Origin of the sequence: Ensifer adhaerens (assembly GCF_020035535.1) — a bacterium.
In the GTDB taxonomy this organism is placed as follows: domain Bacteria; phylum Pseudomonadota; class Alphaproteobacteria; order Rhizobiales; family Rhizobiaceae; genus Ensifer.
On record NZ_CP083350.1, the window covers coordinates 2,897,138 to 2,909,973 of the forward strand.

Annotated in this window: 12 protein-coding genes and 1 pseudogene; 4 read left to right on the plus strand and 9 right to left on the minus strand. The window is 59.5% G+C overall.

Translation table 11 applies throughout. The features are described from left to right. The first annotated feature begins 12 nt into the window (after positions 1-12). Positions 13-1,347, plus strand: coding sequence for an MATE family efflux transporter (locus tag LAC81_RS33280; RefSeq protein WP_223728864.1), 1,335 nt, complete (start codon positions 13-15; stop codon positions 1,345-1,347). A gap of 117 nt (positions 1,348-1,464) precedes the next feature. On the opposite strand, the gene LAC81_RS33285 is transcribed toward LAC81_RS33280, so the two are convergent. Beyond that, complete coding sequence (locus tag LAC81_RS33285) at positions 1,465-1,953, minus strand: RidA family protein (RefSeq protein WP_223728865.1); 489 nt, start codon at positions 1,951-1,953, stop codon at positions 1,465-1,467. A 190-nt stretch (positions 1,954-2,143) separates the two neighbouring features. Between LAC81_RS33285 and LAC81_RS33290 the strand changes: the two genes are divergently transcribed. Beyond that, positions 2,144-2,842, plus strand: coding sequence for a TetR/AcrR family transcriptional regulator (locus tag LAC81_RS33290; RefSeq protein ID WP_419195851.1), 699 nt, complete (start codon positions 2,144-2,146; stop codon positions 2,840-2,842). 128 nt (positions 2,843-2,970) lie between these two features. On the opposite strand, the gene LAC81_RS33295 is transcribed toward LAC81_RS33290, so the two are convergent. From LAC81_RS33295 to LAC81_RS33320, 6 genes are all read right to left on the minus strand, one after another. Then, a complete protein-coding gene (locus LAC81_RS33295; protein WP_223728867.1) occupies positions 2,971-3,972 on the minus strand; it encodes an IS30 family transposase in 1,002 nt (333 codons plus the stop codon). Between the two features lie 285 nt (positions 3,973-4,257). Further along, positions 4,258-5,631 carry an ISNCY family transposase gene (locus LAC81_RS33300; RefSeq protein ID WP_223728868.1) on the minus strand — a complete coding sequence of 458 codons (1,374 nt, stop codon included), beginning with the start codon at positions 5,629-5,631 and terminating at the stop codon, positions 4,258-4,260. 125 nt (positions 5,632-5,756) lie between these two features. Further along, a complete protein-coding gene (locus LAC81_RS33305; protein ID WP_223727374.1) occupies positions 5,757-6,758 on the minus strand; it encodes an IS30 family transposase in 1,002 nt (333 codons plus the stop codon). Positions 6,759-7,115: 357 nt separating this feature from the next. Then, the gene (locus LAC81_RS33310; RefSeq protein WP_223728869.1) at positions 7,116-7,556 is read right to left on the minus strand and encodes a hypothetical protein; all 441 of its coding nucleotides are present in this window, start codon (positions 7,554-7,556) and stop codon (positions 7,116-7,118) included. A 106-nt stretch (positions 7,557-7,662) separates the two neighbouring features. Beyond that, positions 7,663-7,932 (minus strand): type II toxin-antitoxin system RelE/ParE family toxin, encoded by a 270-nt coding sequence (locus LAC81_RS33315; RefSeq protein ID WP_223728870.1) that lies wholly within the window; start codon positions 7,930-7,932, stop codon positions 7,663-7,665. Further along, complete coding sequence (locus LAC81_RS33320; RefSeq protein WP_223728871.1) at positions 7,929-8,189, minus strand: CopG family ribbon-helix-helix protein; 261 nt, start codon at positions 8,187-8,189, stop codon at positions 7,929-7,931. Before LAC81_RS33320 ends, LAC81_RS33315 begins: the two co-directional genes overlap by 4 nt. A gap of 746 nt (positions 8,190-8,935) precedes the next feature. Here LAC81_RS33320 and LAC81_RS33325 point away from each other — a divergent pair. Then, positions 8,936-9,094: pseudogene (locus LAC81_RS33325) on the plus strand (toxin-antitoxin system TumE family protein); the annotation flags it as partial. After that, complete coding sequence (locus LAC81_RS33330; protein ID WP_060529084.1) at positions 9,091-9,450, plus strand: helix-turn-helix domain-containing protein; 360 nt, start codon at positions 9,091-9,093, stop codon at positions 9,448-9,450. The pseudogene LAC81_RS33325 and the gene LAC81_RS33330, both read left to right, overlap by 4 nt. A gap of 561 nt (positions 9,451-10,011) precedes the next feature. Here LAC81_RS33330 and LAC81_RS33335 read toward each other — a convergent pair. After that, a complete protein-coding gene (locus tag LAC81_RS33335) occupies positions 10,012-11,631 on the minus strand; it encodes an ABC transporter substrate-binding protein (RefSeq protein ID WP_419195850.1) in 1,620 nt (539 codons plus the stop codon). Between the two features lie 59 nt (positions 11,632-11,690). Continuing rightward, positions 11,691-12,515: a creatininase family protein gene (locus LAC81_RS33340; RefSeq protein ID WP_223728872.1), complete on the minus strand. Its 825-nt coding sequence runs from the start codon at positions 12,513-12,515 to the stop codon at positions 11,691-11,693. Between the last annotated feature and the right edge of the window lie 321 nt (positions 12,516-12,836).

Below are 12,836 nucleotides of genomic sequence, written 5' to 3' on the forward strand. Positions count from 1 at the left end.
CCTTCGGACCAAGTGGACTTTACAGTCCGGCCCTTCGATATCGCGCACCGCGACGTGCTGCACATCGCGTTGCCGATGATGGTCGCCTATCTGTCGAGCCCACTCGTTGGGCTCGTCGCGACCGGCGTCATCGGTCAGTTACGCGACGAGGCTTTGATCGGCGGGGTTGCGCTTTCGACCGTCATCTTCGACGTCATCTTTGTCACCTTCAACTTCCTGCGCGGCGCGACCACGGGTTTCACCGCCCAGGCGCTGGGGGCCGGTGACAGGCGCGAAGAACAGCGCATGCTCGCAAGCGGCCTCATCATCGCGCTCGTGGCGGGGCTGGCGCTGCTTCTGCTCCAAAAGCCGATCGGCGCGCTTGGTCTTGCCGCCATGGGAGCGGAAGGGAAGGTGGCGGAGGCGGCTGCTACTTATTTTGCCTGGCGCGTGTGGTCGGCGCCCTTCGTGCTGTTCAATTTCGTGGTCTTCGGCTGGATCATCGGGCGCGGCGACGCACTCTGGGGCATGATCCTGCAAACCTTGCTGAATGCGCTCAATGCCGGCTTGAGCGTGCACTGGGTCCTCGGCCTCGGCTGGGGCGTTGCGGGTGTTGCGGCCGCCTCTCTCGTAGCCGAAGCCGTCACGGCGGTGGCGGGGCTCTATCTCATCTGGGCAAAGACCGACCGGAACGCGTGGAACCTTCCGGATCTGACGGCCTTTCGCAGGGCCTTTTCGGTCAATGGCGACATGATGATCCGCTCCTTCGCGCTGCTGATTGGGCTTTCCTTCTTCACCCGCCAGAGCGGCATGCTCGGTATCGAAGTTCTTGCCGCCAATACGATCCTTTTGCGCTTCTATTTCTTCGGCGTCGCCTTTCTCGATGGTGTGGCGACCGCAGCGGAGCAGCTCGCGGGTCGAGCGGTCGGCGCGCGCTACCGACCGGCATTCGACCGCGCGATTGGGTTGACGACAGTGTGGGGCTTCGTCTTCGCCGGTCTGGTGGCTCTCGCGCTACTTGCCGCCGGTGACTGGGTGATCGGCATCACCGCTCCGACAGAGAGCGTGTCCGCGCTTGCCCACGGCTACTTGCCCTACGTCGTCGCACTTCCGGTCTTCGGCATCGTCGCCTTTCAGATGGATGGCGTCTACATCGGCGCCACCTGGTCGCGGCAGATGCGAAACCTGATGGTGGCGTCTCTGGTGATCTACTTTGCGGCCTGGGCGATCCTGCAGCCTCTCTTCGGCAATGATGGACTGTGGATCGCACTGATCCTGTTCCAAAGTGCCCGCAGCGTTGCTTTCCGGCTCATGCTGCCGCGGTTGGCGGACCGCACGTTTCAGACCCAAACAGTAGCGCCTGGCTGATTGTACAGCTCAATTACGTGGAGTGGGCGGAGAGGGCGCAAGTCCACCGGTTCGGCTGGCATCTCACGCCCTGCCGGAGAGGGTATTCTATCTCCCGCCGACCTTCTCCGCGCATGCCTACTGCATCACGACGACGGCCTCGACTTCGAACAGCATCGCGTCGATTGCGAGCTTGGGAACCGGAACCAGCGTCTGTGCTGGGAGCGCCGTGCCGAAAATTTCCTTGACGTTCTCGGTCAGCACTCCGAGCTGTGCCATATCGTGATCCACCACGAAAATCGTCAGCTTGGCTACCTGATCCGGCCGGGCACCGAGCGCGTCGAGGGCGGTGCGCAAATTCGCATAGGCCTGTTTGACCTGGACGGCAAAATCCGGTGACAAAGCGCCGCTCCCGTCTTGGCCGCCCTGTCCGGAGATGTAGGCTACGCGCGCGCCGGGGGGCGTGACCACGGCGGTGCTATACCCATTCGGCGTCGGGTCGTGGAGGGTCTTGGGATTGACGATGCTCAGCTTGAGATTGTGCTCATTGGCTGTCGTCGTGGTGGGCACTCCGATGGTCATGATGATTAGGCCTCCGAAAAGCAGATGCTTGGCTGCATGTGACATGATCTTCTCGCTCCGAACGCCGTGAGCACCTGTCTCGCGGTCGGCTGGGTTTGTTCTAGACAGGTCACGGTTGGTTGACTCGTACGCTGTACGATTAAATTGCATCGTACAGCGTACGAGTCAACAGGTGTGGGTCGACATCGCCGGTGTTTCCGGTCAAATACGAATGACAGATTGACGGGGAAGGCGAATGGCAGCCAAGAGTGGCGGCGGAGCGAGGAAACAATCACAACGGATGAATGCGAAACGGCGATCCGGGCGGGAACCGCGCGGTGACGTATCGCTTTCTCTCGAACGTATTGTAAACAACGCCATCAATCTGCTGGACGACGAAGGCGTCGACGGAATGTCGATGCGCCGGCTTGCCGAGCGCTGTGGCTCTGGCGTGATGAGCCTCTATTGGCACATCGACACGAAGGAGGATGTTTTTGACCTCGCGCTTGACTCGGTGCTCGAATATTGCGGGCCTTCGGAAATGGGAGAGCCGCAAGACTGGCGCGCAGACGTCATTCATATGCTCGAAGACTGGCGCGCCAGCATGCTGCGTCATCCTTGGTCGGCATCGCTGTTGCCGCGCCGAGCCCTTGGTCCGAACGTCCTCCATCGCCTGGAACGGCTTGGCAGTGCCTTGTCCAGGGCCGGCGTCGCTGACGCAGATCTGAACGTTGTGATCTGGTCGCTTTGGAACCACGTCCTGGGCGCCACCATCACGCGCGCGAGCTTCGAATTCTCGGACGACGACAAGGCTGCCGCGCAGCAGCGCCTGACACAGCTCAGTGAACGCTATCCGACAATCGAGCGCTCTCGGTTGCTGCTGGACGACGATTGGTGTGGCACGTTCAGAAAAGGGCTCGATTTCCTGCTCGATGGCCTGATGCCGAAACGGTGAGGCTCATGTCGAAGCAATGTTCGCGACGAGCTTGCTAGAGGGAACATCTCGATTGAGCGCGCGTGCGGACAAGAGGGCAAGGGGAGATCCTAACTGAAGTGCAACACGCCGGTTTTCAGGGTAGGGGTTCAGCCTCCCTCTTGCAAATGTGCGCGGAACACTTCGGCCGGCGTCCTGTAGTCGAGGCACTTTCGCGGCTGGTCGTTGAGATGGCGAGCAAGCTGGATGAGCTTGCGTTGCGACACGCCTGCAAGGTCGGTATCGCCTGGCATGAACCGACGGATGCGCTTGTTGATGTTTTCCACGGCACCTTTCTGCCACGGTGCACTGGGGTCGCAAAACCAGCTCCGCGCGCCGATACCATCTTCCAAAGCCCTGAAGCCGGCAAACTCCGTGCCGCGATCAAAGGTGAAGCTCTGCCGGGCAAAGGCTGGCAAGGGAGAGAACGTTTCGATGATCTTGTCCATGATCGGCCGCGAGTGCCGGCTGTGGTTCTTGATCATGACGGTGTAGCGGCTCTTGCGCTCGATCAGTGAGGTTACGTTGGCGTTGCCCAGGTCACGTTGGAAGATCAACAAGTCGCCTTCCCAATGCCCGAACTGCGAACGATCACCAATGAAATCGGGACGTTGCGATATCCTGCAGGCAGCGGGAAAAGTGCCGCCGCGCGGTTTCCTCGCGCCGCGGGGACGGCGTTTGCGGCGGCCTTCCGTCAGATGCTGATAGAGCTCCAGCGCCTGATCGTCCTTGCCGTAGATGAAGCGATAGATCGTCTCGGTGCAGACCCGCACGGCGCTCACGCCATCGGCGAGCAGACGACCGGCGATCTGTTGCGGGGACCACAGTGCCTTCAGCTGCTCGATCACCAGTTCGCGCAATCGCGGGTGCCGCACAAGTTTCCTCAAACGCTGCCGCCGCTCTTTGCGGATGTCGTCAGCAACGGTCGGGAAGTAACCGCTATAGTCGGGCAGCTCGCGATCGTGGAAGGTGTTGCGCCGGATCTCACGGTAGATCGTCGATCGATGACGCCCGAGTTCGCGCGCCATTTCTTTGATCGGCAGTTTGCGTTCGACAAAGTGGAAGAGCCGGCGTCGATCGGCCAGATTCAGCTGCGAATAGCGTCGGGACATGCCAAAATCTCCAAGGGGAAACCATTGAAATCATTGGCATGTCGCACTTCAAATTAGAATGTACCAAGGTTGCTATTGTGGCGGCAAGGTTGAACTGTCCGCCGCTGCGCAAAGTTAAAATGTCACTTTGGATACGTCTTCAGCCATTTAGACATGCGACACTCGACATCTCCACTGGCGCTGCGGCAAGCCCCCGACCGGACCAGCTGGGCCGGGTTGCAAGGGAAGGGAGGGGGCGGGTGAGACGCAGCCATCGGCTTTAGCTTGGACAGCTGGAGCAGCCAGTCATTCCGCCGCACCAAGGTCAGAGAGCGCTTGTCGCCGTCGGGCAATGACCGCAGGATCGTTCATGAAATCCTTCCGACGTCCCGGGCCGCGCGCGCGTCGAACGTAGCCGTTCTTCTCGCTGTTGCTCTTCACAACCGGTTTTTCCTTCTGGTCCTGCCGCTCCTTGATGTAGGTCAGGAGTTCACCGAGCCTTTTGTTCTCGATGATCGCCGCATGCGTCACCCGCTGGTCCTTGTCGAACACCCGGTAGGGTAGGGAATGCCCCTTCCAGCGCACATCCAGCCTGCCGTCGGCAAGCGCGTAGGTCTCGACATAGCGACCGACCAGCCCGCGCGTCACCGCGGTCTCCTCCAGCATGATCCGCTGGCGCTCGAACGAAAACGTCAGCTGGGCACCGACATAACGCTGCTCACGTTTGCACAGAACGTCGCGTAGCCGATCCGGGGCAAGGTTCAGCGGTCGATGCAGATCCTCAACTCGGGCAGGGGTAATGGCAAACTGGCGGTTATAGCGCTCCATGAACCGAGGCAGGAAAGCGTTGCCATCATCCATGCCGCAGATGCCCTCCAGACGCAGATCCTTGATCAACCGGTCCTGTAGCGTCCGGTTCATTCGCTCGACCCGGCCTTTGGCCTGGCTCGAGTTTGCGCAAAGACTCTCGATGTTTAGCTCGCAAAGCGCACGCCCGAACTGGGTCATGCCCTGACCGCCCTTGGCATCCTTCTTTGCCACTCGGAACACCGAATGCTTGTCGGAATAGAAGGCGACGGGAGCACCATGCGCCTTCAGATAGAGCTCGAGCGCCTCGAAATAGCTGAACGCGCTTTCCGAGCGCACAAACCGCAACTGCATCAGCTTGCCGGTCGCATCATCGATGAACACCAGCAATGAACAGGGATCACCGCGATCCTCAAACCAACGATGCTCGGATCCATCAATTTGCACCAGTTCGCCATAGGCCTCGCGCCGCAATCGTGGCTGATGGAACGTCCGTCGCTGCTTGCGCGACAGCCACAGGCCGGCCTCCGACATCCATCGGCGCAAGGTCTCACGCGACACCGTCAGACCATCACGCTCCGCAAGCTTCTCGGCCGCCAGCGTCGGGCCAAAGTCTGCATAGCGCTCGCGCACGATCGCCATGGCGTAATCGCGCATGCCGTCACAAATTCGATTGTTCGATGGCCGGCCAATCGCCTGGTGTCGGATCGACGCCGCACCGTCGACGCTGATCCGACCCAACAGACGCCGCACCTGGCGCGTACTTAAGCCCAGCACATGTGCCGCCGACACCAGTGTCATGCGCCCGGCGATAACTTTCGACAAAACCTCGATCCGCTGCAGATCACGCTCACTCATCGCAATCAATCCCATCCGCAATCTCCCAGGTCATCAAACCCGGGGAGAGTGACATTCTTACTTTGCAGGATCAGGACACTTTAACTTTGCGGCGGGAGATCCTAACTGAAGTGCAACACGCCGGTTTTCAGGGTAGGGGTTCAGCCTCCCTCTTGCAAATGTGCGCGGAACACTTCGGCCGGCGTCCTGTAGTCGAGGCACTTTCGCGGCTGGTCGTTGAGATGGCGAGCAAGCTGGATGAGCTTGCGTTGCGACACGCCTGCAAGATCGGTATCGCCTGGCATGTATCGACGGATGCGCTTGTTGATGTTTTCCACGGCACCTTTTTGCCACGGTGCACTGGGGTCACAAAACCAGCTCCGCGCGCCGATGCCATCTTCCAAAGCCCTGAATCCGGCAAACTCCGTGCCGCGATCAAAGGTGAAGCTCTGCCGGGCAAAGGCTGGCAAGGGAGAGAACGTTTCGATGATCTTGTCCATGATCGGCCGCGAGTGCCGGCTGTGGTTCTTGATCATCACCGTGTAGCGGCTCTTGCGCTCGATCAGTGAGGTCACGTTGGCGTTGCCCAGGTCACGTTGGAAGATCAACAAGTCGCCTTCCCAATGCCCGAACTGCGAACGATCACCAATGAAATCGGGACGTTGCGATATCCTGCAGGCAGCGGGAAAAGTGCCGCCGCGCGGTTTCCTCGCGCCGCGGGGACGGCGTTTGCGGCGGCCTTCCGTCAGATGCTGATAGAGCTCCAGCGCCTGATCGTCCTTGCCGTAGATGAAGCGATAGATCGTCTCGGTGCAGACCCGCACGGCGCTCACGCCATCGGCGAGCAGACGACCGGCGATCTGTTGCGGGGACCACAGTGCCTTCAGCTGCTCGATCACCAGTTCGCGCAATCGCGGGTGCCGCACAAGTTTCCTCAAACGCTGCCGCCGCTCTTTGCGGATGTCGTCAGCAACGGTCGGGAAGTAACCGCTATAGTCGGGCAGCTCGCGATCGTGGAAGGTGTTGCGCCGGATCTCACGGTAGATCGTCGATCGATGACGCCCGAGTTCGCGCGCCATTTCTTTGATCGGCAGTTTGCGTTCGACAAAGTGGAAGAGCCGGCGTCGATCGGCCAGATTCAGCTGCGAATAGCGGCGGGACATGCCAAAATCTCCAAGGGGAAACCATTGAAATCATTGGCATGTCGCACTTGGAAATAGAATGTACCGGCTACACTCCATCCATCGCATAACATACATTATGGAACACCCGAGCGGTTTTGCTTCTGTTGCTTTTGCTGCCTAAACCGCTTGTTGTGTTTCTGGGGATTTCCACGATAAACGGCGGTTTCACCTGTTGCTTTTCCGAGGCGGCATTGTGACATTTGCCCGCGTTCGGGAGCGCGGGTCAACATGCCGGTTAAATCACCGGCTCCTCAGACCATCAAGAAGGCACCCCTGCTGGCCGACAATCGCGCGGCGCGGACCCGTGACGTTGCGGTGCGTGGACGTCGCTGGAGATCACTCTTCGTATCGCTCAGCGACCACTGTTGTGCCTTCATTATTCCCCATGAGCCAGACGTATCCGTCGGCTGCCTCAAGGTCGTAAAAGGCACGCTTCCCCAAAACTTCCTTGTCCGCAAATTGCCAACCAGACAGCACCTTGTCGAACTCGCTTGGGTCAATCTCAAACGAGCAGGTGACGATCACGTCAGTGGTGGCGTTGGCGTTGCAGTCAAGGTTGCGAACCGACGGCGGTATCTGAGAAATGTTTAGAATGAAGGCCAAACGGTCAGGTCCCTGGTGCGGTCCCAGTGGTTCAAGGCCTTCGCAAAACACGGCAGCGCCAGCCAGAAATATTAGACCATACCTGAGCTTCAATTCTCTCCCTGCGGATGCGCCTTCGAATTCTAACAGGTCGTGAGCTTGATTGTTCCTGATCGCTTTCGGACGTCGCTGCAAATCGGGGCTTCCCTCAGGATGACGCTATCAATACCTCCATGTGCGCGGCTCCAAAAATAGCGTTCGTTCGCGGATGTCCACGTGGTCGGGATCACATCTCGCATCCCTAGTCGCGGGCCGTATGGATGACGCGGACGATCACTACTGCCTCGTCCGTCAGCGCGTAAGCGATGATGTAGGGCAAGCCCGTCACTACCTTCTCGTAAGTGCCAGTCACGCGCCCCGGCCTGCCGGTGGCGAACTCACTGAGCCTGTTGCCCGCGTCTTCGATGGCGTCAACGACCCGCTCGGCTGCATCCGGATTATCGTCGGCGATGTAGGCGAGGATGTCGAGATAGTCGCGGTGTGCGTCAGCCGACCAGACAACTCGCCTCATCCTTGCGCTTTCTTGCGCCGTGCTTCCGCAATTATCTGGCGGGCTTCAGCCATCGCTTGCTCGTGCGGGACGACGCGGCCAGCCGCCACGTCGCCCAGCCCGCGCTGGATGCCTTCAATAATGGCAAGCTCGCGCTCGACGTAGGCCGAGATCGCCTCCCCCGCGAGGAAGGATTTGCTGCGCTTCGTCCCTTCGGCGATCTTTGTCAGCTTGGCCAAGGTGTCTTCCGAGACACGGATCGTCATCGTCGCACTCATGCTCCACTCTCCGCTGTGTTTACATGTACACATTATAGCACGGAACGCCGGTTGCGGGTCAAGGCTTGGCTTGCGTTCCCCTGATGACAGCCATCGCATCGGCGTCCTGTCAGCACTTCGGCGATGACCTGCGCGTGACCGGCCTCGCATGCGCGAGCCTAGAGAGGCATGCTCAGCGGCGTGTAAAAAGCAACACTCGGCTCTCTCGCCGCTGCAACACTGGCAAAAGATGTTGCAACTCCTTCTCGGACAAAAAGCAACAAACGCCTGCAAAAGAGGTATGCAACAGCAGGTTCGAACTCCGGAGGTCGGAAGCCTATGCCGAATAAGGCATCGCCTTCACTCACTCACCCAGCTTCACTGCCGAAACCGCACTCTTTGGAACCAGACGGTCATTTCAGTCGTGTTGCTTTTCGGACCAAGCCGAGCGCCTTCAAAGCCCTGTTCCTCCTGGCCCTGTGAGGATCGAGCGAAAGCGAAAAAGCAACAAACAGCCCATTTCCGCTCCTGCAACAGCCAATCCTATGCGCGCGGTCGCCAAAGCATTGTATTCCAGAGCAAATCTTTCACTCACTCACCCAGCTTCATTGCCGAAACGGCATTCTTTGGAACTTAACGGTCATTTGGGAAGTGTTGCTTTTTGCGCTTATACCGCTGTTTAAGCCGCCGTGAATTCCTCGATCAAGTGCGGTTTCGGCTGTGGCTTTTCGGCATGGACATCGCGTTGCCTCGTAATGCCTTTTCAGGCACTTTCATCGTCCGGTGAGTGCGTTCTCCGCTACGACAATGAACGCGGGAAAGGCGATCACCGTCACTTAGGTAACCGCGAAGAAGCCATCGAATTTACGTCCCTTGAAGCACTTTACGATGCCTTCCAAGCTGACATGGAAAGGATGCTCAGATGACAACTTTGACTGTGCGCTTGAGTACCATAGCGGATGCCAAGGCTCGCTTTGTCGAGGCCGGAAGGCGGGCGCTTGCAGGGGAGACAGCAGAGGCCGTACCTTCGGTCAACTTCACCTCCTACGATGACATGCACCGAGTGCTCGCGCCTTCCCGCCTCGCTATCGTCAAGGCGCTCGCGGGACACGGGGCGTTGTCGATCCGCGAGGTCGCGCGTCGGGTCAACCGCGATGTGCAGGCCGTTCATCGTGACGTGACGACGCTCGTCAATGCTGGTGTCATCGACCGGACAGAGAATGGAATCGAGTTTCCCTATGATCGCATTCATTTCGAATACGATGTGAGCGCCGCAGCGTGATGAGGAAGTGTTGGCACTGATCGGCTACGCGCGTTTCCACCCGCGAACAAACCGTCGCGGCACGCTCGACGCGCTACGCAAGGTCGCGTGTACCAGCATCTTCGAGGAAACCGCCTCGGGCGCGAACCGCGATCGGCCGCCGCCGGGTCATCATGCCCCTGGTCCGATCCAGGCTCTTGGGCAGGACCATGCTTTACACTGCCGTCACTTGGGCCGCCGAGACCGTGGTTTTGGTCGGGGTCCGGACCTCCTCAACGAGGTCATCTCCATGGCTTCGAAGAGCCTGGAACGGAACAGTGCCCCGAACTTCGAAAGGCCGTAAAAAAACAACAACGGCCTTGGCACGGTCTTCAGCCCCTGCCCTGGCGAGCATTCATCCACTCACTCACTCAGCTACACGGCCCGAAATTACACTCTTTGGAACCCACACCATCTACCGGAAAACATGGATTGCGGCTGATCCTTGCCTTGCCGAGACGAGATTGAATTGTGAAACGGTTTGAATGGTATCAACGCTGCGCGCCTGCCGGAACAGGCGCGCAGATGTCCGACGGGTTTGGCTTATTCTTCGATATCGACCTTGTCGAAGCGATGTGAACCCAAGGGTTCCATCACGTAGTTCTTCACCTTCTTCAACATCGGCAGCACAACGGTAGAATGGGCAATTGGAACCCAAGGTGCCTGATCGCTGATTATCGCTTGTGCTTCTTCGTAGAGTTTGGTCCGCTCGCTCTGATCCGAGCTGCTACGCGCCTTCTGGAAGATTTCGTCGAGCGGCTTGTAGCACCAGTTCGCATTATTGCTGCCGCCGACGCCGACGCAGCTGAAGAAGTAGCTCAGCAGATTGTCCGGGTCGCCGTTGTCGCTCGTGCCGCCGAGGATGATGGCGCCGTCGCGCGCCTTGTCCCGCGACTTCTTCAGGTATTCGCCCCATTCGTATGAGACGATTTCGACCTTGATGCCGACCTTGGCGAGATCCGCCTGCATCAGTTCCGCCGCGCGGCGCGCATTCGGCATATACGGACGGCTGACGGGCATCGCCCAGATCTTCATGCTCAGATCCTTGACGCCCGCCTCGTCCAAGAGCTTCTTCGCCGCTTCCGGATCATAGCCATATCCATCGATGCTGCCGTTGTAGCCCCACATCGTCGGCGGTAGGACGCTCTGGGCCATCTCGCCCATGCCCTGATAGACGGAATCGACGATCGCCTTGCGATCGATCGCCATGTTGATGGCGCGGCGCACTTCCAGCTTGTCGAACGGCGCAACCAGCGTGTTCATTGCCAGGTAGGAAACGTTCAGACCCGGTTGTTCCAGCACGTTCAGGTCCGGATTTGCCTTCAACCCGGCCACGTCGGCTGGCGCAGGATATGGCGCGACATGGCATTCACCGGCCTGCAGCTTCTGCATGCGCGTCGTCGCATCGGTGGTGATCGCGAAGATCAGATTGTCGATCTTCGGCGCGCCGTCCCAGTAATCCGCATTGGCCGCAAAGCGGATCGCCGCGTCCTGCTGGTAGTCGACAAAACGGAACGGCCCTGTGCCGACCGGCTTGCGGTCTAGGTCCTCGCGCCGTCCCTCTGCCGCCAGCTTGTCGGCATATTCCTTGGATACGATCGAACCGAAGTTCAGCGCGAGCTTTGACGGCAGCGACGCGTCCGGCTGATTCAGCACGAACTTAACGGTTCTGTCATCGACCCTGGTGATCGCCTTGATGGCCGCCGGCATTTCCATCGCGTTGAACATTTCCCAGTTTGCGCCGGGGAAGTAGCTGTTCCACGGATCGTTCTTGTCCAGCTGTCGATTAAAGGTGAAGAGCACGTCGTCGGCGTTGAAGTCACGCGTCGGGGTGAAATCATCCGTCGTCTGGAACTTCACGCCTTCCCGCAGCTTCAAAGTATATTCGAGATTGTCGGCGGAAATGGTCCAGCTTTCGGCAAGCCCCGGAACGACGTTGGTGGTACCGGGCTCGAACTCAGTGAGGCGGTCATAGACCGTTTCCGCCGAAGCATCCCAGGTGCTGTTGGCTGAATAGAGCGCCGCATCGAACCCTTCCGGCGAACCCTCCGAGCAATAGACGAGCGTCTTCGCCATGGCCGGCGTCAGAGCGACGCCGGAAAGCATGGTTGCTGCAAACAGGGAAACAAGGGTTTTGCGCGTCCGCGCGAATTTCAAAGTCATTGGCGTATCCCCCATAGGAATGAAATGCGAATGCCCGGCGATCGTCTCGCCGATGCAGCTCAGTCGGCCTTGCCGGCAGTCGTGCCGAGACCACGTCCGGGCGTCCAGACCGGATCCGGCGCGGTCCAGAGCACGTCGTTGCGGATCAGCTTCACCAGTTCGCGCGCCTGCAGGTCGAGGAAGCGCTCGCCCTTTTCGGCGGTCGCGCTGCGCGGATCGCCCCAGGTGCCGGTGATCGGCGCACGCTCGGCGAAGGAATAGAAACGAGACACGTCCGCCGGTACGTCGACGGGATGCTGCTGGTTGCCGAAGGCCTGCCCGAACATCTCGGTTTTCACGGCGTCGGGGACGATTGCCAACATGACCGATGCCTCGCCCTCGCAGGCATGGTGCGCACCGGTATCGACCTCGAAGATCTTCCCAGCCTCTTCCTGCGCCAGCATCCACGGCGTGGTGGCGACGATCGGCATGGAGAACTCAACCGCCAGCTCGCGCACGGCAACTGCAAGCGGATCCATATTGCCGCCGTGACCGTTGACGATGAACAGCCGCGAGAACCCGAGCGTCTTCAGCGAACGGACGATGCAGCGGATGACGCGGCTCAGCGTATCGTAGTCGAGCGTGATGGTGCCGCCGAAAGGCAGGTGGTGCTCGCTCATGCCGAGCCACTGGCCGGGCAGAACGGCGACCGGGATATCATCGGCAACCAGACGGGCGGCGCGAATGGCCGCTGCCGATGCGCTGGCGGTGTCGGTGATGACCGGCAAGTGCGGCCCGTGCTGTTCCAGCGAACCGATCGGCAGAATGGCGAGCGCCCCCGGCTTTCCGGCTATTTCACGCAGGCTGGGTGCGGTCATGCGCGCCCATTCGACTTCCTTCTTCATGTTAGGCCTCTTTCAACAGATCAAACTAATTTCGGGTCGCAGCTACATGGACCGGCCATAAGCGGGACAGCGTCCGCCGTCTTTCGGAACGTTACGGAAGCGGCAGCCGACAGATGGCGCCGATCGGATTTGGTTCAGGTCAATCTCGTCTCCGGCAGCGGTAGGTCACGCTTCGTTCAAGCGCAGCGGTGCGATCCACTCCAAATTTGCACAGTCGGCAATATCAATCAAATTATTTTTCCGATACGAAAATTATCTTTCTTAAAATAACGGGCCGGCGCATCAAATGATACAGAACGCTCCATCGTCCGCCCATGCGAG